Raw genomic sequence first — 21,906 nt, 5'->3', positions numbered from 1 at the left:
GCGGCATCATCACGGCCCTCAAGGCCGCCGGCCTCTCCACCCTTCCCCCGGTCACCGGCCAGGACGCCGAACTCGCCGGAGTCCAGCGCATCGTCGCGGGCGAGCAGTTCATGAGCGTCTACAAGCCGTACGTCCAGGAAGGCCCGATCGCGGCCGAGATGGCCGTCGCGCTGGCCAAGGGTGAGAAGCTGGACTCGATCGCGAAGTCCAAGGTCGACAGCCCGACCACCAAGGGCGTCCCGTCGGTGATCCTCCCGGTCGTGTCGCTGACCAAGGACAACATCAAGGACACCGTCATCAAGGACGGCATCTACAAGGTCGACGAGATCTGCACCTCGAACTACAAGGCCGCCTGCGACACGCTCGGCCTGAAGTAGTCCCCCGCCGGAACCCCGCGCACACGCTGTGCGCGGGCCCCGGCCCCCGAAGCCCCTCCGGCGCCCCGCCCTCCTTCTCAGCCCCCGCTATCGGGCGGGGCGCCGGACGGAACGCTTCTCCTCCTCGTTCTCTTCTGCTCAAACCTCCGCGCCCCCCTCCTCGGGCGCGGCATCCCCGCCGGTCAGGCGGCGAAGGAGATGGTTCACGTGTCCGCTACGCCCGTGCTGGCGTTGCGCGGGGTCTCCAAGCGGTTCGGTGCCGTTCAGGCGCTCACCGACGTAGAGCTTGAGGTCCACGCCGGTGAGGTGGTCGCCCTGGTGGGCGACAACGGAGCCGGAAAGTCCACGCTGGTCAAGACGATCGCGGGTGTGCACCCCATCGATGACGGCGTCATCGAGTGGGAGGGCCGCGGCGTACAGATCAACAAGCCGCACGACGCCCAGGCGCTCGGCATCGCGACCGTCTACCAGGACCTCGCGCTCTGCGACAACATCGACGTCGTCGGCAACCTCTACCTCGGCCGGGAGCTGCGCAAGCGCGGCATCCTCGACGAGGTCGAGATGGAGCGCCGCTCGCGCGAGCTGCTCACCACGCTCTCGATCCGCATCCCCAGCGTCCGCATCCCGATCGCGTCGCTCTCCGGCGGCCAGCGCCAGACCGTCGCCATCGCCCGCTCGATGCTCGGCGAGCCCAAGCTCGTCATCCTCGACGAGCCGACCGCGGCCCTCGGCGTCGAGCAGACCGCGCAGGTCCTCGACCTGGTCGAGCGGCTGCGCGAGCGTGGTCACGCCGTCATCCTCATCAGCCACAACATGGCCGATGTGAAGGCCGTCGCGGACAAGGTCGCCGTGCTGCGCCTGGGCCGCAACAACGGCGTCTTCGACGTCAAGACCACCTCGCAGGAAGAGATCATCTCCGCCATCACCGGCGCCACGGACAACGCCGTGACCCGCCGTGCGGCGCGCAACGCGGAGGTTCAGAAGTGAGCACCGACAAGACCTCCCCCGTGGACAAGGCCGAGGCGGCGGACCCCACCGCCCCCATCCACCTCGACAAGCCGCACGAGGCCCCCGTGGACGCCCCGCCGGCCGCGGGCGAGGCGGTCACCGCCGTCGACCCGCGCCTGCTCGTGCGCGAGCAGGGCTTCGCGGGCTACGTGTCCGAGTTCAAGCGCAAGATGAAGGCGGGCGACCTCGGGTCGCTGCCGGTCGTCGTCGGCCTGATCGTCATCATGGCGATCTTCCAGAGCCTGAACTCGAACTTCCTGACCGCCGGCAACCTCTCCGACATCTCGGTCGCCATGGTCGGCACCGGCATGATCGCCACCGGCATCGTCTTCGTGCTGCTGCTCGGCGAGATCGACCTCTCGGTCGGCTCGGTCAGCGGTGTCGCGGGCGCCACCTTCGCGGTGCTCAACGTCACCCACGGCATGGCCGAGTGGCTGGCCCTGGTCCTGGCCGTCCTCACCGGCACGGTCGCCGGCGCCATCCACGGCTTCGTGTTCGCCAGGATCGGCGTCCCCGCGTTCGCCGTGACCCTGGCCGGTCTGCTCTTCTGGAACGGCTTCATGCTCCAGATCCTGGGCAGCAACGGCACGATCAACCTGGACTCCGAGGGCCTGGTCGCCAAGCTGACCAGCTACTACTTCACCGATGTGGCGGCCGCCTACGGCCTGGCCGCGGTCGCGGTGGCGGCGTTCTTCCTCACCTCGCTCCTGGACAGCCGGCGCCGCGAGGCCGCCGGGGTGCCCTCGCGCCCGCTCAGCGAGATCGTGCTGCGCACGGTCCTGCTCGCCGTCCCGGCCGTCGGCGCCGCCGCCGTCTACAACCAGTACAAGGGCCTCCCGCTCGCGGTGGTGCTCTTCCTGGCGGTGCTGGTCCTCACCGACTTCGTGCTCCGGCGCACCGCGTACGGCCGGAAGGTCTTCGCGCTCGGCGGTTCCATCGAGGCCTCGCGCCGCGCCGGTATCAACGTCGTGATGATCCGCACCTCGATCTACGCGATCTCCGGCACCTTCGCGGCCATCGGCGGCCTCTTCCTCGCCTCGAAGATCACCGCGGCCAACCAGGGCGCGGGCAGCGGCGAGCTCCTGATGAACGCCATCGCGGCGGCCGTCATCGGCGGCACCAGCCTCTTCGGCGGCCGCGGCCGCACCTGGAACGCGCTGCTCGGTGTGCTGGTGATCACGTCGATCCAGTACGGCCTGGCCCTTCAGGGCATCGCCTCGCCGATCCAGTACATGATCACGGGTGGCGTACTGCTCGCGACCGTCGTGATCGACGCGGTGACCCGCAAGACCCAGAAGTCCGCCGGTCGCGCCTGACCGGCGCCCCGCATCCCCTCCCGCCCCTTGCGGGGCAACGGGGGAGACCACCGACGGACCACGGACGTGCCCGGCGCCCCTCGCGGCGCCGGGCACAGCCGTGCGCGGGCGCGGATGTCAGCCATTCGAGTGACGTCGAACGCACCGCCCGATGACCGCCGTCGCGGACGGAACATTAGACTCGGCCAAATCGGCATGCTCGACCAGCACGGATGCAAGGAGGCACGGGTGCCGCTGCTTACCCGTATCAGGGGACCGCGCGATCTCGACCGGCTCAGCCCGGAGCAGCTGGACCAGCTGGCCGCTGAGATCCGGACCTTTCTCGTGGACGCGGTCTCCAAGACCGGCGGGCACCTCGGACCCAACCTGGGTGTCGTGGAGCTCACCATCGCTCTGCACCGCGTCTTCGAGTCGCCCAAGGACAAGGTCCTGTGGGACACCGGCCACCAGAGCTATGTGCACAAGCTGCTCACCGGCCGCCAGGACTTCTCCAAGCTGAAGATGAAGGGCGGGCTCTCGGGCTACCCGGCCCGCGCCGAGTCCGAGCACGACTTCATCGAGAACAGTCACGCCTCCACCGTGCTGGGCTGGGCCGACGGCCTGGCCAAGGCGAACGAGGTCCTCAAGCGGGATGACCACGTCGTCGCGGTCATCGGCGACGGCGCGCTCACCGGCGGTATGGCCTGGGAGGCGCTGAACAACATCGCCGCCGCCAAGGACCGCCCGCTGGTCATCGTCGTCAACGACAACGAGCGCTCCTACGCGCCGACCATCGGCGGCCTCGCCAACCACCTGGCGACCCTGCGCACCACCGACGGCTACGAGCGGTTCCTGGCCAAGGGCAAGGACCTCCTGGAGCGCACCCCGGTCGTCGGCAGGCCGCTCTACGAGACGCTGCACGGCGCCAAGAAGGGGCTGAAGGACTTCATCGCCCCCCAGGGCATGTTCGAGGACCTGGGCCTGAAGTACGTCGGCCCGATCGACGGCCACGACATCGAGGCGCTGGAGTCGGCGCTGACGCGCGCCAAGCGCTTCGGCGGCCCGGTCATCGTGCACTGCCTCACCGAGAAGGGCCGCGGCTACCAGCCCGCCCTCGCGGACGAGGCCGACCGCTTCCACGCCGTCGGCAAGATCCACCCGGACACCGGTCTGCCGGTCTCCACCTCGGGTCTCGACTGGACCTCGGTCTTCGGCGAGGAGATGGTCAAGCTCGGCCGGGAGCGCGAGGACATCGTCGCGATCACCGCGGCCATGCTCCAGCCGGTCGGCCTCGACAAGTTCGCCAAGGCCTTCCCCGAGCGGGTCTACGACGTGGGCATCGCCGAGCAGCACGCCGCGGTCTCCGCGGCGGGCCTGGCCACCGGCGGCCTCCACCCGGTCTTCGCCGTCTACGCCACCTTCCTCAACCGCGCCTTCGACCAGGTCCTGATGGACGTGGCCCTGCACAAGTGCGGAGTGACGTTCGTCCTGGACCGGGCCGGGGTCACCGGCACCGACGGCGCCTCCCACAACGGCATGTGGGACATGTCGATCCTCCAGGTCGTCCCCGACCTCAGGATCGCGGCCCCGCGCGACGCCGACCAGGTGCGCGCGCAACTGCGCGAGGCCGTGGAGGTCGAGGACGCCCCGACCGTGGTGCGCTTCTCCAAGGGCGCGGTCGGCCCCGCCGTCCAGGCGGTCGGCCGGGTCGGCGGCATGGACGTGCTGCGCGAGGCGGGCGCGGAGCGCCCCGACGTGCTCCTGGTCTCGGTCGGCGCGCTCGCCCCGATGTGCCTGGAGATCGCCGACCTGCTCGACGCCCAGGGCATCTCGACGACCGTGGTCGACCCGCGCTGGGTCAAGCCCGTCGACGAGGCGATGGCCCCGCTCGCCGAGACCCACCGGGTCGTCGTCACCGTAGAGGACAACAGCCGCGTCGGCGGGGTCGGCTCGGCCGTCGCCCAGGCGCTGCGCGACGCGGGCGTGGACGTGCCGCTGCGCGACTTCGGCATCCCGCCGCGCTTCCTCGACCACGCCTCCCGCAAGGAGGTCATGGCCGAGATCGGGCTGACCGCGCCGGACATCGCGCGCCAGGTCACCGGGCTGGTCGCCAAGCTCGCCGGCCTGGAGAGCGCGAGCGCCGTGGAGCCCGCGCGCGACTGACGCCTTCCGCACGCGGCCGCCGCGGCGCCGCGCACCGGTCAACGGGCCGGTTCGATCGCCCTGTACGGGTGGTTGAACCGGCCCAATCGCGTGAATTACGGCCGCCGCCCGGTACCCGTACCGCTCCACGTCCCGATCATGGCGGGGACATGAGCTAGCGGAGGTGCACAAGGTGGCTGGTACCGGTCTGTTTCGGACCAAATCAATTGAGAAGTCCATCGCGGACACGGAGGAACCGGAGCACGCACTCAAGAAGTCGCTGTCGGTACTGGATCTGACGGTCTTCGGTGTCGGTGTCATCATCGGCACCGGCATCTTCGTCCTCACCGGAAAGGTCGCCAAGGAGAACGCGGGACCCGCGGTCGCCCTCGCGTTCGTGGCGGCCGGTGTCGTCTGCGCGCTGGCGGCGCTGTGCTACGCCGAGTTCGCCTCCACGGTCCCGGTGGCCGGGTCCGCGTACACGTTCTCGTACGCCTCGCTCGGCGAGCTGCCCGCCTGGACCATCGGGTGGGACCTGGTCCTGGAGTTCGCCCTCGGCACCGCCGTGGTCGCCGTCGGCTGGTCGGGGTACGTCCGCTCGCTGATGGACAACGCGGGCTGGCACCTGCCGGACGCGCTGGCCGGGCGCGAGGGCGCGCACGGCTTCGGCTTCGACATCCTCGCCGCCGCCCTCGTCCTGGTGCTGACCGCCATCCTGGTCTTCGGCATGAAGCTTTCCGCGCGCGTCACCTCGGTCGTCGTGGCCATCAAGGTCACCGTCGTCCTGATCGTGATCATCGCGGGCGCGTTCTTCATCAAGTCCGACAACTACAAGCCGTTCGTCCCCAAGGCGCAGCCGCAGGAGGCGGGGGGCAACCTCCAGGCGCCGCTGATCGAGCTGATGTCGGGGTACGCGCCCACCAACTTCGGCGTGATGGGCATCTTCACCGCCGCGTCCGTCGTCTTCTTCGCCTTCATCGGCTTCGACATCGTGGCGACGGCCGCCGAGGAGACCAAGAACCCGCAGCGGGACATGCCGCGCGGCATCCTCGGCTCGCTCTTCATCTGCACCGCGCTGTACGTCGCCGTCTCCATCGTCGTCACCGGTATGCAGCACTACAGCCGGCTCTCCATCGACGCCCCGCTCGCGGACGCCTTCAAGGCCACCGGGCACCCCTTCTACGCGGGCGTCATCAGCTTCGGCGCCGCCGTCGGCCTCACCACGGTCTGCATGATCCTGCTGCTCGGCCAGACCCGGGTGTTCTTCGCGATGAGCCGGGACGGGCTGCTGCCCCGCTTCTTCTCCCGCGTCCACCCCCGCTACCGCACCCCGCACCGCCCGACCATCCTGCTCGGCGTGATCATCGCCGTCCTCGCGGGCTTCACCAGCCTCAGCGAGCTGGCCGAACTGGTCAACATCGGCACCCTCTTCGCCTTCGTCGTCGTCGCGATCAGCGTGATCATCCTGCGGCGCACCCGGCCCGATCTGCACCGCGCCTTCCGCACCCCGCTGGTGCCCTGGGTGCCGATCCTGTCGGTGGCGGCCTCGCTGTGGCTGATGCTCAACCTGCCCGCGGAGACCTGGCTGCGGTTCGGGATCTGGATGGTGATCGGCTTCGTCGTCTACTTCCTGTACGGGCGCTCCCACAGCCGTATCAACGCAGAGTGACGGCTGCCGGTTCCCGGAGTTGATCGCCCGGCCCCGTATGTCCCGCTTCGGCCGGAACTGCGGGGCCGGATAGCGTGCATCCCGTGCACCGTACGCCCACCGGCCCCCTCGCCCCGTCACACTCCGTACGTACGTCACGGGTGCCGCGGCCGCGTGCGGAGCCGGTGCCCGGGCGCCGCGCCGGGTACTGGACGCGGCTGCTGCCCGCCCTCGCCGCCCTGGCCGTACTGACCCGGCTGCCCTCCTTCCGGCACTCCCTGTGGAACCCCGACGAGGGCTACCTCGCCGTCCAGGCCCGCCAGCTCGCCGCCGGGGGAGCGCTGTACGACACGGTCGTCGACCGCAAGCCGCCGCTGCTGCCCTGGCTGTACGAGGCCGCCTTCGCGCTGTTCGGCGACGCCTCGCTGGGCCCCCTGCGGATCGCGGCGGTCGGCGCCCAACTGCTCACCGCCGTCCTGCTCGCCTCCACCGCCCGCCGCCGCTGGGGCGACCGGGCGGGCCGGGTCGCGGGCGTGCTCCATCTGCTCGTCTCCATCGGCCTCAACCCCGAGGACACCCAGGCGGCCACCTTCGAGGTCTTCATGCTGCCGTTCACGGTCGCGGCCGTGCGCTGCGCCGACCGGGGCCAGTGGGCCCGCGCCGGGCTGGCCGTCGCCGGGGCCTTCCTCACCAAGCAGACCGGCGGCGCGGCCCTCGTCCCCGTCCTCTGGCTGCTGTGGCGCACGGCCTCTGCGCGCCGCGCCGCCCTGCTGCGCACCGGCGCGGGACTGTGCGGCCCGGTCCTGCTCGGCGCGCTCCTCACCGGCCCGGCCGGGTTCCTGTTCTGGACCGTCACCGGCTCCGGCGCCTACGCCTCCTTCACCGGCTCCGAACTCCACGTCCTGGCCCGGGGACTGGCCAACACCGCGCTGCTCGCCCTCGCCTGCGCCGGGCTGGTCCCGCCGGTGGTGCGGGTGCTGCGGATCGCCCGCACCGGCGCCGCCGACGTCTGGCTGTGGCTCGCCTCCTCGGCCGGGGCCGTCCTCACCGGCTTCCACTTCTTCGGCCACTACTACCTCCAGCTCGTCCCGCCGCTGGTGCTGCTGGCCGCCGCCGCCCTCCAGATCCTCCCGCCGCGGCGCCTGACGGCCGCGCTCCTCGCCTCCGCCTGCGCCTGCGCGCTCTTCCTGGCCTGGGGCCTGCTCGCCCCGCGCCCCGAACTGGCCCACGCCGAGCGCCTGGCCGCGGCCGTACGGGCGCGCTCGGCGCCGGACGAGCCGGTCCTGGTGTGGGGGATACACCCCGAGACGTACTGGCTCGCGCGCCGCGCCCCCGCCACCCGTTATCTGACCGCCGGGCTGCTCACCAACTACAGCGGCGGCCGCGACGGCCCCCAGGTGGGCGAGCGGTACGGCGTGGAGGGCTCCTGGCGCGTCTTCCGCGCCGAGCTGGCCGTCCGGCCGCCGGTGCTGATCGTCGACGACTCCCGGGGCGAGCCGTACGCCCCCGACCGCCTCCCCAGTCTGCGCCGGCTGCTGGCGGCCCACTACGAGCCGCTCGCCGGGACGGTCGACGGGGCCGTGCTGTACGTACGCGCTCAGTCCGCGCCGTCCGCCTCCCCGGCGGGCTGACGCACCGCCCGCGGGCCCACGCAGCGCGCCCCGTGCGCCTCCACCCGGCGGCGCAGCTCGCGGTCGGCCGTCACCACCAGGCAGGGGCGGTCCGGGGCGCGCCCGGCGGCCAGCTCCACGATCCGGTCGTCACCGCTGCCGGGCGCCGACTCCACCCGTACGCCCGCCACCGGCTCCACCCCGCGGGCCGCGCCCTCGACCACCAGGACCAGGTCGACGGGGCCCGGATGACCCGGCAGACCGCTCTCGGCGTAGCCCGCCAGACGGTCCCGCAGCCGCTCCGCCGCTCCGCGCCGGTCGCGCCACCAGCCGTCCGGAACCGAGCCCACCACATTGGCCGCGTCCACGATCACCAGCGAGGTCGTACCCATCCCGGCAGGGTGCCACGGAGCGGGGGAAAATCGCACGTCGGACCGGGGAAATCCGGTGAAATCCGGGCTGCGGGGCGAGTGTTATTGTCGCTGGGTCTCATGGTGTGTCGCATCCGGCCGCTCATCGCGGATCTGGTAGGGAAAGGTGGTCGGTGAGCCATGGCGTTCAAGCCTGCGCGTACCTCGAAGGGGCAGGCCGGCCCGGAGCGCGAGACGCCCGCCGCCGCCCCCGTCACCTCGCCCGGCCCCGTCCCGGCCCCCGCCCTGCCCGACGGCTCCCCGGCCGTCACCGGCTGGCTGCTGCGCGGCAAGGACGGCCGGCTGACCGCGTACGCGCCGGCCGCGGGCGGTGTGCTCCGCTGGACCGAGACGCGCCCCGGCGGCCCCGAGTGGAGCGGCCCCGAACTGGTCGCCCCGGCGGCCGGACTCGACCCGCGCCTGACCGTCGCCCAGGGCGCCGACGGCTATGTCCACCTGGTCGCGCTGCGCCGCACCACGACGCCCGCGGGCGAGACCAGGACGGACGTCGTCCACGCCATCCAGTACCAGTCGGGCCGCCCGGTCAAGGACTGGTATCCGCTCGGCACCCCCTACCGCGACCAGGACAAGGCCGCCGCGGTCGGCCACCCGGCCGCCGTCGTCGACTCCGCCGACAACCTGTGGGTCTTCCTCCGCAACGCCGGGGGCGGGCTCTGCGCCCGCGGCCAGCTGTCCTCCGGCAAGTGGGGCAACTGGAAGGACCTCAAGGGCTCCGGCTCGTACGGGACGGTCTGCGCGAGCACGGCCGACGAGGGCCTCATCGAGGTACTGGCCCCGGCCCGGCGCGGGGTGATGCGCTGGAGGCGCAGCCCCGGCGCCAACGAGTTCGAGCAGGTGCCCGACCTCAAGCTCCAGGTGGCGGACGGGTCGGTGAGCGCCCGGCACACCGGCGAGGGCCGGATCACCTTCTTCTGGCGCGAGTCCGAGGACGGCGAGGTCCGGGCCTTCCGCGAGGACCTCCCGGCCGCCGCGCTGGGCGGCGCCTCCAACGGCCCGGTCGCCGTACTGCGCACCCCCGTCGACGGCCACGACTGCACGCTGATGGCCCAGCGCGGCCCCGACGGCCGCCCGGCGCTCGCCGCCTACCCCACGGAGGCCGAGTCGGCCGGCGCGGTGTGGGCCTCCACGGGCGAGGTGTGCGCCGGGGTGCCGGCGCTCGCCATCGACGCCGAGGGGCGGGTCGTCCTCGCCGCCTTCGGCACCGACGGACGGCTGCGCGTCACCCGGCAGAAGACCACCGAGCCGGGCCTTGCCCTGGAGCCCTGGACGGCCGTCTGACGCCCCGTCGGCCCGTCGGCCGACCCGGAACACGCCAGGAGGCCCCCCGCGTCCGCGGGGGGCCTCCTGTGCGCTGTGCGCGGGGCGTTACGCCGGGACGCTCGCCACGCCCTGGGCGAGGAACGTCTTGCCGTTCACCCGCTCCGAGACGCCCTCACGGTCCAGGTACGGCGTGATGCCGCCCAGGTGGAAGGGCCAGCCGGCGCCGGTGATGAGGCAGAGGTCGATGTCCTGGGCCTCGGCCACGACACCCTCCTGAAGCATCAGACCGATCTCCTGCGCCACCGCGTCCAGGACGCGGTCGCGGGTCTGCTCCTCGGTGAGGACCGAGTCGCCCTGCTTGAGCAGCGCCACGACCTCGGGGTCCAGCTCCGGCTTGCCGGAATCGTAGACGTAGAAGCCGCGCTTGCCCGCCTTGACGACCGCCGCGAGGTTCGGGGAGACCGTGAAGCGGTCCGGGAAGGCGCGGTTGAGCGTCTCCGAGACGTGCAGACCGATGGCCGGTCCCACCAGCTCCAGCAGGACCAGCGGCGACATCGGCAGACCCAGCGGCTCGACCGCCTTCTCGGCGACCTCGACCGGGGTGCCCTCGTCGATGACGTTCTGGATCTCGCCCATGAAGCGGGTCAGGATGCGGTTGACGACGAACGCCGGGGCGTCCTTCACCAGGACCGCGGTCTTCTTCAGCTTCTTGGCGACACCGAACGCCGTGGCCAGCGCCGCGTCGTCGGTCTGCTCGCCGCGCACGATCTCCAGGAGCGGGAGGATCGCGACGGGGTTGAAGAAGTGGAAACCGACGACCCGCTCGGGGTGCTTCAGCTTCGACGCCATCTCCGAGACCGAAAGCGAGGAGGTGTTGGTGGCGAGGATCGCGTGCGCCGGGGCGACCGCCTCGACCTCCGCGAACACCTGCTGCTTGACGCCGATCTCCTCGAAGACCGCCTCGATGATGAAGTCGGCGTCGGAGAAGCCCTCGGCCTTGTCCAGCACACCGGAGACCAGGCCCTTGAGGCGGTTGGCCTTGTCCTGGTTGATACGGGACTTGGCGAGCAGCTTGTCGATCTCGGCGTGGACGTAGCCCACACCCTTGTCGACGCGCTCCTGGTCGATGTCGGTCAGGACGACCGGCACCTCAAGGCGGCGCAGGAACAGCAGCGCGAGCTGCGAGGCCATCAGGCCCGCGCCCACCACGCCGACCTTGGTGACCGGACGCGCGAGCGACTTGTCGGGCGCGCCCGCCGGACGCTTGGCGCGCTTCTGCACCAGGTTGAAGGCGTAGATGCCGGAGCGGAGCTCGCCGCCCATGATCAGGTCGGCGAGCGCCTTTTCCTCGGCGTCGTAACCGGCCTGGAGGTCGCCGTCCTTGGCCGCCTCGATGATGTCGAGCGCGCGGTAGGCGGCCGGGGCCGCGCCGTGCACCTTGGAGTCGGCGATGAACCGGCCCTTGGCGACGGCCTGGTCCCACGCCTCGCCGCGGTCGATCTCGGGGCGCTCGACCGTGACGTCGCCCTTGAGGACGTTCGCGGTCCAGATCAGCGACTGCTCCAGGAAGTCCGCGCCCTCGAAGATCGCGTCCGCGATCCCGAGGTCGAAGACCTGCTTGCCCTTGAGCTGGCGGTTCTGGTTGAGCGAGTTCTCGATGATGACCGTGACGGCGTTCTCGGCGCCGATCAGGTTGGGGAGCAGCGTGCAGCCGCCCCAGCCCGGGACCAGACCGAGGAAGACCTCGGGCAGCGAGAAGGCCGGCAGCGCCTTGGAGACGGTGCGGTAGGTGCAGTGCAGACCGACCTCGACACCGCCGCCCATGGCCGCGCCGTTGTAGTACGCGAAGGTCGGCACGGCCAGCGCGGCGAGGCGCTTGAAGACCTCGTGGCCGCCCTTGCCGATGGCCAGCGCGTCCTCGTGCTTCTTCAGCAGCTCGACGCCCTTGAGGTCGGCGCCGACCGCGAAGATGAACGGCTTGCCGGTGACACCGACGCCGACGATGGCGCCCTCGGCCGCCTCCTTCTCCACCTGGTCGATGGCGGCGTTGAGGTTCGCCAGCGAGCCGGGGCCGAAGGTGGTCGGCTTGGTGTGGTCGAAGCCGTTGTCCAGCGTTATCAGCGCGAACCGGCCCGCGCCGAACGGCAGGTCGAGGTGGCGCACGTGCGCCGAGGTGACGACCTCGTCCGGGAACAGCTCGGCCGCACCCTTCAAAAGCTCAGCGGTGGTGCTCACTTGCTGCCTCCGGCGTCCTTGTGGTGCGGGTTCTCCCAGATGACCGTGGCGCCCATGCCGAAGCCGACGCACATGGTGGTGAGGCCGTAGCGGACCTCCGGCTGCTCCTCGAACTGGCGCGCCAGCTGCGTCATCAGGCGTACGCCGGAGGAGGCGAGCGGGTGGCCGAACGCGATGGCGCCGCCGTACTGGTTGACGCGGGCGTCGTCGTCGGCGATGCCGTAGTGGTCCAGGAACGCGAGGACCTGGACGGCGAACGCCTCGTTGATCTCGAAGAGGTTGATGTCCTCGATCGACAGACCGGCCTTGGCCAGCGCCTTCTCGGTCGCCGGGATCGGGCCGTAGCCCATGACCTCGGGCTCGACGCCCGCGAAGGCGTAGGAGACGAGGCGCATCTTGACCGGCAGGCCGTTCTCGCGCGCGAACTCCTCGGACGCGATGATCGACGCGGTGGCGCCGTCGTTGAGGCCGGCCGCGTTGCCCGCGGTGACGTTGCCGTGGACGCGGAACGGCGTCTTGAGGTTCGCCAGGCTCTCCAGCGTGGTGCCCGGGCGCATCGGCTCGTCGGCGGTGACCAGGCCCCAGCCGGTCTCGCCGACCTCGGCGTTGGTGTTGCGCACCGAGATCGGGACGAGGTCCTGCTGGATCTTCCCGTTGGCGTACGCCTTGGCCGCCTTCTCCTGCGAGCGCACGGCGTACTCGTCGGCGCGCCGCTTGGTGATGTGCGGGTAGCGGTCGTGCAGGTTCTCGGCGGTCATGCCCATGAACAGGGCCGACTCGTCGACGAGCTTCTCGCTCACGAACCGCGGGTTGGGGTCGACGCCCTCGCCCATGGGGTGGCGGCCCATGTGCTCGACACCGCCGGCGATGACGGCGTCGTAGGCGCCGAAGGCGATGGAGCCGGCGACCGAGGTCACGGCGGTCAGCGCGCCCGCGCACATGCGGTCGATGGAGTAGCCCGGCACGGACTGCGGCAGACCCGCGAGGATGCCGGCCGTACGGCCCAGGGTCAGGCCCTGGTCACCGATCTGCGTGGTCGCGGCGATGGCGACCTCGTCGATCTTCTTGGGGTCGAGGGCCGGGTTGCGGCGCAGCAGCTCCCGGATCGCCTTGACGACGAGATCGTCGGCCCGGGTCTCGTGGTAGATGCCCTTCGGGCCCGCCTTGCCGAACGGGGTGCGGACGCCGTCGACGAAGACGACGTCCCTGACGGTACGAGGCACGATGGCTCTCCTCCAGGGTGCGGGATGGCACTGCTGCGCGTGAGGCCCACGCCTGAGCGCGCGCTCACCCCGCCATGCTACTAGCGGGTAACCAAACTGCCCAGTCCCGGCGCCAGGAGCGGCGAACGTCACACTCCACCGGACCCCCACATGGCCGTACCCCCTGATGACCACGGTCGTCAGGGGGTACGGAAGCGGTTCGCGCGGCTCAGGCGTTGGCGGCCAGCGCCGCCGCGAGCAGCGGCGTCACCTGCTCGACCTGCCAGCGGCGGGCGCCGTACGCGGTCAGCGCCTCGGCCACCGCCGCCTCGGAGCGGTCGCCCGGCGGCTCCCAGCACACCCGGCGCACCGTGTCCGGGGTGATCAGGTTCTCCTGCGGCATGTTCAGCCGCTCGGCCAGCTCGGACACCGCCGCGCGGGCCGCGGAGAGGCGGGCCGCGGCGGCCGGGTCCTTGTCGGCCCAGGAGCGCGGCGGCGGGGGCCCCGCGACCTGCTGGCCGGGCTGCGGGAGGCCGGACTCCGGCAGGGCCCGGGCCCGGTCGACGGCCGCCTGCCACTGCTCCAGCTGGCGCCGCCCCATCCGGTGGCCGAACCCGGGCAGCGCCATCAGCGCCTGCACGTCGAGCGGCAGCGCCAGCGAGGCCTCGATGATCGCGGAGTCGCTGAGCACCTTGCCGGGCGAGACGTCACGGCGCTGGGCGACCTTGTCGCGGGCGGTCCACAGCTCGCGCACGGCGGCCATCTGACGGCGCCGGCGGACCTTGTGCATCCCCGAGGTGCGCCGCCAGGGCTCCTTGCGCGGCGGCGCGGGCGGGGCCGCGGCGATCGCCTCGAACTCCTGGTGGGCCCAGTCCAGCTTGCCCTGGCGGTCGAGCTCCTTCTCCAGCGCGTCCCGCAGGTCGACGAGCAGCTCCACGTCCAGGGCCGCGTACCGCAGCCAGGGCTCGGGCAGCGGCCGGGTCGACCAGTCCACCGCGGAGTGGCCCTTCTCCAGGGCGTAGCCGAGGACGCTCTCGACCATCGCGCCCAGGCCCACGCGCGGGAAGCCCGCGAGTCGGCCGGCGAGCTCGGTGTCGAAGAGCCGGGAGGGGGTCATGCCTATGTCCCGCAGGCACGGCAGGTCCTGGGTGGCGGCGTGCAGGATCCACTCGGTGTCGGCGAGGGCGTCGCCGAGCGAGGAGAGGTCGGGGCAGCCCACCGGGTCGACGAGCGCGGTGCCCGCGCCCTCGCGGCGGAGCTGCACGAGGTAGGCACGCTGGCCGTAGCGGTAGCCGGAGGCGCGCTCGGCGTCCACGGCCACGGGGCCGGTGCCGGCCGCGAACGCGGCGACGATTTCGGCGAGCGCCTCGTCGGTGGCTACGACGGGCGGAATGCCGTCACGCGGCTCCAGCAGGGGAGTCGGCTGCCCATCGACCGGGACGTCGTCGTCCGGGGGGGCGCCCCCGGTGGTTCGCAGTGCTGTCTCTGCTGCGGTCTTTTGGGCGTCGGTCACCTGTCAAGGGTACTTGTGTATACGCCGCGCCCGTCGACGGAACGTTCCGCCGACGGGCGCGCGAGGGGCGCACGGTGCCGTGTGGGGGGAGCATGCCCCCCGGGACGCCTGGGTCAGTGGATGATTCCGGTACGCAGCGCGACGGCCACCATGCCGGCTCTGTCGCCCGTGCCGAGCTTGCGCGCGATCCGGGCGAGGTGGCTCTTCACGGTCAGTGCGGAGAGCCCCATGGACACGCCGATCGCCTTGTTGGACTGGCCCTCGGCGACCAGCCGCAGCACCTCGACCTCGCGCCCGGAGAGCTCGCGGTAGCCACCCGGGTGGCTCGGGGAACCCGGGGGGCGGCGGTGCATACGGGCGGCCGCGGCGCCGATGGGGGCGGCGCCGGGGCGGGTGGGGTGGCCGATGTTCGTCCGCGTGCCGGTGACGACATAGCCCTTCACGCCGCCCGCGAGGGCGTTGCGCACGGCGCCGATGTCGTCGGCGGCCGACAGGGCCAGCCCGTTGGGCCAGCCCGCCGCGCGGGTCTCGGACAGCAGGGTGAGCCCGGAACCGTCGGGCAGATGGACGTCGGCAACGCAGATGTCGCGCGGGTTGCCGACGCGGGGACGTGCCTCCGCGATGGACGACGCCTCGATGACGTCCCGTACTCCGAGAGCCCACAGGTGGCGCGTGACCGTGGAGCGGACTCGGGGGTCGGCGACGACGACCATGGCCGTCGGCTTGTTCGGGCGGTAGGCGACCAGGCTTGCGGGCTGCTCAAGGAGAACGGACACCAGGCCTCCTGGGGGGGAAGGGTGCGGGACGGAGCCGGCTCGGGGATGAAGCCGGGGCGAACCGTGCAGATAGGGTCACTGACCTCTTCGGCAGCCTGCCCGTCCGCCTTTAGGGAATGATCACGATTTGGTGAGAAACATTTAGGGCAATTAGGACAGGCGATCGATGGGGGAGTGACAGGACGAGCCTCGTGGGACTCCACCGGGCCCCTTTCCGGGGCGCGGGGGTCTCACACCGGGCGGGTGCGCAGGCGCCGGTGGCGGCGCGGGGGCGTGACCGGGCGCGGCCACCAGGAGCGGCGAGCCCCCGAGGGGCTCGTCCCCGGCAGGTGCGTCGGCCGACGGGGGCCCGGCGCCGCGCGGGGGCGTGACAGGGCGTGGTTGCGATGCGTGGGCGCGGCGAGCTTCCGACGGCTCGCGTCCGCGCTCCTGCCCGGGGGGCGCGGCTGCCAGGCGGGGGCGCGGCGGGCTCCCGGCGGCTCGCGTCCGCGCTCCTGCCCGGCGCGTAGGTGCCGCGGCCGGAAGGGTTCGCCGGGAAGCCCGGCGCCCGAAGCCCGTGGCGCCGAAGCCTGTGGCGCCCGGTGCGGCGCGTCGTGAGGCTGGGCATTGGCTGCGTACTGGATGTACCCGGATGGTGCGACACGCGGCGAGGTGCCGCGCCGGACGCCGCCGACCGGTGAACCTTTCCGTTCGCAGCGCTAGCGGGGGTCCCGGCGCTGCGGCAGCGTGACGACACCCGCGTCGCCCGACGCGCCCGGCACCGGCGGCAGCCCGGCCACCTGGCACAGCAGATCGCACCACGCCGCGAGGTGCGCCGCCCCGTCCGGTACGCCCCCGTGCCCCTCGCGCGGGGTCCACGACGCCCGGATCTCGATCTGCGTCGCCGGCAGCCGCTGGGCGAGCCCGCCGAAGTAGTACGAGCCTGCCCGCGTCACGGTCCCGCTCGCCTCCCCGTACGACAGGCCGCGCGCCTCCAGCGCACCCGTCAGCCACGACCAGCACACCTCCGGCAGCAGCGGGTCCGCCGCCATCTCCGGCTCCAGCTCCGCCCGGACCAGCGTGACCAGGCGGAACGTCCCCTGCCAGGCGTCGTGCCCGGCCGGGTCGTGCAGCAGCACCAGCCGGCCGTCCGCGAGGTCCTGGTCGTTGTCGACGACCGCGGCCTCCAGCGCGTACGCGTGCGGCGCCAGACGCTGCGGCGGACGGGTCGGGTCGACCTCGATCTCGGGGCGCAGCCGTGCGCCCCGCAGTTCGTCGACCGCCTGGCGGAAGACGAGCGGAACGGTCCTGCCGTCCGCGCTGTCCGTGCCGTCGGCGCCATCCGAAGTTCGTCCCTGAGCGGCAGCCATGCGGGGAAGACTAGGCGGAACGGGCGCCCGGCGCCGGTAGGGACACCCGGGCCCGGCCGACGGCTTGTGGCCACGTGCGAAGATTTGGGGCGTGAACGCCAACGCACACCCCCAAGCCCTCAACTCCGCTCGGGCCGGGGAGACCCCGCTCGCGGGCCCGCCGACGCAGACGTACGACTCCGCCTTCCTGAAGGCGTGCCGCCGGGAGCCGGTTCCGCACACGCCGGTCTGGTTCATGCGGCAGGCGGGGCGCTCGCTGCCCGAGTACCTGAAGGTGCGCGAGGGCATCCCCATGCTGGAGTCGTGCATGCGGCCCGAGCTGGTCACCGAGATCACGCTCCAGCCGGTGCGCCGCCACAAGGTGGACGCGGCGATCTACTTCAGCGACATCGTGGTGCCGCTCAAGGCCATCGGCGTCGACCTCGACATCAAGCCAGGCGTCGGCCCGGTCGTCGCGGAGCCGATCCGTACGCGCGCGGACCTCGACCGGCTGCGCGACCTCACCCCTGAGGACGTGCACTACGTCACCGAGGCGATCGGCATGCTGACCGCCGAGCTCGGCGGGACGCCGCTGATCGGCTTCGCGGGCGCGCCCTTCACCCTGGCGAGCTACCTCGTGGAGGGCGGCCCGTCCCGCAACCACGAGCACACCAAGGCGCTCATGTACGGCGACCCGCAGCTGTGGGCCGACCTCCTGGACCGCCTCGCCGACATCACCGGCGCCTTCCTGAAGGTCCAGATCGAGGCGGGCGCCTCCGCGGTGCAGCTCTTCGACTCCTGGGTGGGCGCCCTCGCCCCCGCCGACTACCGCCGCTCGGTGATGCCGGCGTCCGCGAAGGTGTTCCGCGAGGTCGAGAAGTACGGCGTGCCGCGCATCCACTTCGGCGTCGGAACCGGCGAGCTCCTCGGCCTGCTGGGCGAGGCTGGGGCGGACGTCGTCGGCGTCGACTGGCGCGTCCCGCTCGACGAGGCCGCCCGCCGCGTCGGCCCCGGCAAGGCGCTCCAGGGCAACCTGGACCCCGCGGTCCTCTTCTCCACCCCCGAGGCGGTCGAGGAGAAGACCCGCGAGGTCCTGGAGGCGGCGGCGGGGCTGGAGGGCCACGTCTTCAACCTGGGCCACGGCGTCCTGCCGACGACCGACCCGGACGCGCTGACCCGCCTGGTGGACTACGTCCACACGCGGACCGCGCGCTGAGCTAGGGCGTGTTGCGAAAGTCCCGCCTGCCCCGCGACGCCCGGCACGCGCGCTCGCCGCGTTGTCGGGATCGCCCCCGTACACCCGGTACGAGGGCGACCCTCCGCCTTGCGATCGCACGCACCGGACGCCGCGGGGCCCGCCCTCCGGGCGGACGGCGCCACTTTCGCAACACGCCCTAGTTCCCCGCCGCCCGCACCGCCGAGACAGCCTTGCGGGCGGCGACCAGGACCGGGTCCCAGACCGGTGAGAACGGCGGCGCGTAGCCGAGGTCCAGGGTCACCACCTGCTCCACGGTCATCCCCGCCGTCAGCGCGACGGCCGCGATGTCGACGCGCTTGGCGGCGCCCTCGCGGCCGACGATCTGCACACCGAGGAGGCGTCCCGTACGCCGCTCGGCGAGCATCTTCACCGTCATCACGGCGGCCCCGGGGTAGTACCCCGCGCTGTTGGTGGACTCGATGGTCGCGGTCACGAACTGAAGGCCCGCCTCGCGCGCCTCGCGCTCGCGCAGCCCCGTACGGGCGATCTCCAGGTCGCAGACCTTGCTCACCGCCGTACCGACGACGCCGGGGAACGTGGCGTAGCCGCCGCCCACGCCCGAGCCGATGATCTGGCCGTGCTTGTTGGCGTGCGTGCCCAGCGCAATGTGCCGCTCGCGGCCCGAGACCAGGTCCAGGACCTCCACGCAGTCGCCCCCGGCCCAGATGTCCTGGTGGCCGCGGACCCGCATCGCCAGGTCGGTGAGCAGCCCGCCGTGCTCGCCCAGCGGCAGTCCCGCCGCCCGGGCGAGCTCCGTGCGCGGCTCCACGCCGATGCCGAGGACGACGACGTCCGCCGGGTACTCGGCGTCCGCCGTGGCCACCGCCCGCACCCGGCCGTCCGCGCCCGTGAGGATCTTGGTGACCTCGGCGCCGGTGACCGTGGTGATGCCCATCGCGTCCATCGCCTCGTGGACGAGCCGGCCCATGTCCGCGTCGAGCGTGGCCATCGGCTCCTCGCCCCGGGTCACCACCGTGACCTCGTACTTCCGGCGCAGCAGTGCCTCGGCCATCTCCACGCCGATGTAGCCCGCGCCCACGATCACCGCCCGGCGCCCGCGCGTCGCGGCCAGGGTGTCCAGGAGGGCCTGTCCGTCATCGAGGGTCTGCACCCCGTGGACGCCCGGCGCGTCGATGCCCGGCAGGTCGGGCCGGACCGGGCGGGCGCCGGTGGCGATCACGAGCTTGTCGTACGCCGTCCAGGACTCCTCGCCCGACTCCAGATCGCGGGCGCGCACCCGTCTGCCCGCCGTGTCGATCTCGACGGCCTCCGTGCGCGTGCGCAGGTCGATGCCGCGCTCGCGGTGCTCCTCGGGCGTCCGCGCGATGAGCTTGTCCCGCTCCTCCACGTCACCGCCCACCCAGTAGGGGATGCCGCAGGCCGAGTACGACGTGAAGTGGCCGCGCTCGAACACCACGATCTCCAGGTCGTCCGGCCCCCTGAGCCTGCGGGCCTGCGACGCGGCGGACATCCCCGCCGCGTCGCCCCCGATGACCACCAGTCGCTCCGCCGCCATTGCGCACCCTCTCGCTCGGTCCTCCCGCACGTGCCCTTCCTGGGGAAGATACGTGCGGGGGCGCCCCGGAATTCCCCGGCGCGGCACTCGGCGCGGGGCTGTCGGTGCCGTCTGAGAGAGTGGACGCATGGACAACTCCGCCGTCAGCGCACCGCACGTCGTCGTCGTCGGAGGCGGCATTTCCGGACTCGCCGCCGCGCACCGCCTGCTGGAGTCCGGCGCGCGCGTGACCGTCCTGGAGGCCACCGAACGCCTCGGCGGCAAGCTGTTGGCGGGCGAGATCGCGGGCGCGCGCGTGGACCTCGGCGCCGAGTCGATGCTGGCGCGCCGCCCCGAGGGCGTCGCCCTCGCGCGCGACGTCGGCCTCGGGGACCGGCTGCGGCCGCCCGCGGCGACCGCGGCGATCTGGACGCGCGGGGCGCTGCGGCCGATGCCCAAAGGCCATCTGATGGGCGTCCCGGCCGACCCCGCCTCGCTCACCGGGATCCTCTCCGCCGAGGGCCTGGCGCGCGTCGCCCAGGACCGCGAACTGCCCCCCACCGAGGTCGGGGAGGACGTCGGCGTCGGGGAGTTCGTGGCGCGCCGCGTCGGCCGCGAGGTCGTCGACCACCTGGTGGAACCGCTCCTGGGCGGGGTGTACGCGGGCGACGCCTACCGGATCTCGATGCGCGCCGCCGTGCCCCAGCTCTACGCCCTCGCGCGCGAGGGCGGCTCGCTCCTCGACGGCGTCGCCCGCGTCCAGGCGAAGGCCGCCGCCGGGCCCCGCGACGACAGCCCGGTGTTCTTGGGCCTCGACGGCGGCATGGGCACCCTGCCGCTCGCGGTCGCGGACGCCGTGCGCGCCAAGGGCGGCCTCATCCGCACGGGGGCGCCGGTGCGCTCCCTGACCCGTACGGCCGACGGCTGGCTGATCCGGACGGATTCCCCCGAGGCGCCCGCGATCGAGGCGGACGGCGTGGTCCTCGCCTCCCCCGCCCGCTCGGCGTCCGCGCTGCTCGCCGCCGAGTCCCCATCCGCCGCCGCCGAGTTGGCGGGTGTGGAGTACGCCTCGATGGCGCTGGTCACCCTGGCGTTCCGGCGCGCCGACCTGGAGCACCTGGAGCGCGGCTCCGGCTTCCTCGTCCCGTCCGTCGAGGGCCGCGCGATCAAGGCGTCCACCTTCTCCTCGTACAAGTGGCAGTGGGTCACCGACCGGGCCCCCGACCTCTTCGTGCTCCGTACCTCGATCGGGCGGTACGGCGAGGAGGAGCACCTGGAGCGCGACGACGCCGACCTGGCGGCCATGTCGCTGAAGGACCTCGGGGAGGCCGTGGGGCTCGCGGCGAGGCCCGTCGCCACCGTGGTGACGCGCTGGACCGGCGGGCTGCCGCAGTATCCGGTCGGCCACCTCGCGCGCGTGGCCCGCGTCCGCGACGCCGTGGCGAAGCTGCCCGGACTGCGGGTCTGCGGGGCCGTGTACGACGGCGTCGGCATCCCCGCGTGCGTCGCCGGCGGCCGGCGCGCCGCCGACGAGATCATCGCCACGTCGACCCTGGCGCAGAACACTCAGCGTGACGCGGGACAATAGCCTCATGAGTGCACCGGAAAAGATCCCGAACGCAGGGAAGAAGGCGAAGGACCTCAACGAGGTCATCCGCTACACGCTGTGGTCCGTCTTCAAGCTGCGCGACGTGCTGCCCGAGGACCGCGCCGGGTTCGCCGACGAGGTCCAGGAGCTGTTCGACCAGCTCGCCGCCAAGGACGTCACCGTCCGGGGCACCTACGACCTGTCCGGGCTGCGGGCCGACGCCGATCTCATGATCTGGTGGCACGCGGAGACCGCCGACGAGCTCCAGAGCGCCTACAACCTCTTCCGCCGCACCAAGCTGGGCCGCGCCCTGGAGCCGGTCTGGTCGAACATGGCGCTGCACCGCCCCGCCGAGTTCAACAAGGCGCACATCCCGGCCTTCCTCGCCGACGAGAACCCGCGCGACTACGTGTCGGTGTACCCCTTCGTGCGCAGCTACGACTGGTACCTGCTGCCCGACGAGGACCGCCGCCGGATGCTCGCCGACCACGGCAAGATGGCCCGCGGCTACCCGGACGTGCGCGCCAACACGGTCGCCTCGTTCTCGCTCGGCGACTACGAGTGGCTGCTCGCCTTCGAGGCCGACGAGCTGCACCGCATCGTCGACCTCATGCGCCATCTGCGCGCCTCCGAGGCCCGGATGCACGTCCGCGAGGAGGTCCCGTTCTACACGGGCCGCCGCAAGTCCGTCGCGGACCTGGTGGCGGGCCTGGCCTGACGGCCGCCCTCCACCTTCGTAT

17 protein-coding genes are annotated in these 21,906 nt (G+C 72.6%); 10 read left to right on the top strand and 7 right to left on the bottom strand.

Annotated features, from left to right (window positions below):
* From AC069K_RS34890 to AC069K_RS34865, 6 genes are all read left to right on the top strand, one after another.
* A partial coding sequence (locus AC069K_RS34890; protein ID WP_358835252.1) for a substrate-binding domain-containing protein occupies window positions 1-377 on the top strand: 377 nt, incomplete at its 5' end.
* Window positions 378-575: 198 nt separating this feature from the next.
* Window positions 576-1,364 (top strand): ATP-binding cassette domain-containing protein, encoded by a 789-nt coding sequence (locus AC069K_RS34885; protein WP_190091470.1) that lies wholly within the window; start codon window positions 576-578, stop codon window positions 1,362-1,364.
* Window positions 1,361-2,701: a sugar ABC transporter permease gene (locus AC069K_RS34880; protein ID WP_478622763.1), complete on the top strand. Its 1,341-nt coding sequence runs from the start codon at window positions 1,361-1,363 to the stop codon at window positions 2,699-2,701. Before AC069K_RS34885 ends, AC069K_RS34880 begins: the two co-directional genes overlap by 4 nt.
* A 228-nt stretch (window positions 2,702-2,929) precedes the next feature.
* A complete protein-coding gene (dxs, locus tag AC069K_RS34875; RefSeq protein ID WP_365112045.1) occupies window positions 2,930-4,843 on the top strand; it encodes a 1-deoxy-D-xylulose-5-phosphate synthase in 1,914 nt (637 codons plus the stop codon).
* Window positions 4,844-5,015: 172 nt separating this feature from the next.
* Window positions 5,016-6,491 carry an amino acid permease gene (locus tag AC069K_RS34870; RefSeq protein ID WP_358835250.1) on the top strand — a complete coding sequence of 492 codons (1,476 nt, stop codon included), beginning with the start codon at window positions 5,016-5,018 and terminating at the stop codon, window positions 6,489-6,491.
* A gap of 140 nt (window positions 6,492-6,631) precedes the next feature.
* Window positions 6,632-8,101 carry a glycosyltransferase family 39 protein gene (locus AC069K_RS34865; RefSeq protein ID WP_478622767.1) on the top strand — a complete coding sequence of 490 codons (1,470 nt, stop codon included), beginning with the start codon at window positions 6,632-6,634 and terminating at the stop codon, window positions 8,099-8,101.
* On the opposite strand, the gene AC069K_RS34860 is transcribed toward AC069K_RS34865, so the two are convergent.
* Window positions 8,068-8,472 carry a PIN domain-containing protein gene (locus AC069K_RS34860; RefSeq protein WP_365112002.1) on the bottom strand — a complete coding sequence of 135 codons (405 nt, stop codon included), beginning with the start codon at window positions 8,470-8,472 and terminating at the stop codon, window positions 8,068-8,070. The two genes, AC069K_RS34865 and AC069K_RS34860, sit on opposite strands and share 34 nt — an antisense overlap.
* A gap of 159 nt (window positions 8,473-8,631) precedes the next feature.
* On the opposite strand from AC069K_RS34860, the gene AC069K_RS34855 reads away from it, so the two are divergent.
* A complete protein-coding gene (locus tag AC069K_RS34855) occupies window positions 8,632-9,789 on the top strand; it encodes a PLL family lectin (protein ID WP_478622761.1) in 1,158 nt (385 codons plus the stop codon).
* A gap of 87 nt (window positions 9,790-9,876) precedes the next feature.
* On the opposite strand, the gene AC069K_RS34850 is transcribed toward AC069K_RS34855, so the two are convergent.
* The 5 genes from AC069K_RS34850 to AC069K_RS34830 form a co-directional block, all read right to left on the bottom strand.
* The gene (locus AC069K_RS34850; RefSeq protein WP_478622759.1) at window positions 9,877-12,006 is read right to left on the bottom strand and encodes a 3-hydroxyacyl-CoA dehydrogenase NAD-binding domain-containing protein; all 2,130 of its coding nucleotides are present in this window, start codon (window positions 12,004-12,006) and stop codon (window positions 9,877-9,879) included.
* The gene (locus AC069K_RS34845; RefSeq protein WP_467883380.1) at window positions 12,003-13,229 is read right to left on the bottom strand and encodes a thiolase family protein; all 1,227 of its coding nucleotides are present in this window, start codon (window positions 13,227-13,229) and stop codon (window positions 12,003-12,005) included. The genes AC069K_RS34850 and AC069K_RS34845 overlap by 4 nt, the downstream gene beginning before the upstream one ends.
* A gap of 208 nt (window positions 13,230-13,437) precedes the next feature.
* The gene (locus tag AC069K_RS34840) at window positions 13,438-14,721 is read right to left on the bottom strand and encodes a ribonuclease D (RefSeq protein WP_365112014.1); all 1,284 of its coding nucleotides are present in this window, start codon (window positions 14,719-14,721) and stop codon (window positions 13,438-13,440) included.
* 113 nt (window positions 14,722-14,834) lie between these two features.
* Window positions 14,835-15,497: a helix-turn-helix transcriptional regulator gene (locus AC069K_RS34835; RefSeq protein ID WP_067165591.1), complete on the bottom strand. Its 663-nt coding sequence runs from the start codon at window positions 15,495-15,497 to the stop codon at window positions 14,835-14,837.
* Between the two features lie 698 nt (window positions 15,498-16,195).
* A complete protein-coding gene (locus AC069K_RS34830; protein ID WP_478622755.1) occupies window positions 16,196-16,846 on the bottom strand; it encodes a DUF3000 domain-containing protein in 651 nt (216 codons plus the stop codon).
* 91 nt (window positions 16,847-16,937) lie between these two features.
* Here AC069K_RS34830 and hemE point away from each other — a divergent pair, with 91 nt between their 5' ends.
* A complete protein-coding gene (gene hemE / locus AC069K_RS34825) occupies window positions 16,938-18,041 on the top strand; it encodes a uroporphyrinogen decarboxylase (protein ID WP_478622753.1) in 1,104 nt (367 codons plus the stop codon).
* Window positions 18,042-18,219: 178 nt separating this feature from the next.
* Here hemE and AC069K_RS34820 read toward each other — a convergent pair whose 3' ends face one another.
* On the bottom strand, window positions 18,220-19,599 hold the full coding sequence (locus AC069K_RS34820) for an FAD-dependent oxidoreductase (RefSeq protein ID WP_478622752.1): 1,380 nt from the start codon (window positions 19,597-19,599) through the stop codon (window positions 18,220-18,222).
* A 127-nt stretch (window positions 19,600-19,726) separates the two neighbouring features.
* Between AC069K_RS34820 and hemG the strand changes: the two genes are divergently transcribed.
* Window positions 19,727-21,166, top strand: coding sequence for a protoporphyrinogen oxidase (gene hemG, locus AC069K_RS34815; protein WP_478622750.1), 1,440 nt, complete (start codon window positions 19,727-19,729; stop codon window positions 21,164-21,166).
* Window positions 21,167-21,170: 4 nt separating this feature from the next.
* Complete coding sequence (hemQ, locus tag AC069K_RS34810; protein ID WP_358835507.1) at window positions 21,171-21,884, top strand: hydrogen peroxide-dependent heme synthase; 714 nt, start codon at window positions 21,171-21,173, stop codon at window positions 21,882-21,884.
* Window positions 21,885-21,906 lie beyond the last annotated feature (22 nt).

It is taken from the genome of Streptomyces sp. NPDC043908 (genome assembly GCF_056435525.1).
Note: the sequence above shows the minus strand (reverse complement) of the source record. Positions and strands in the feature narration are given on the sequence as shown.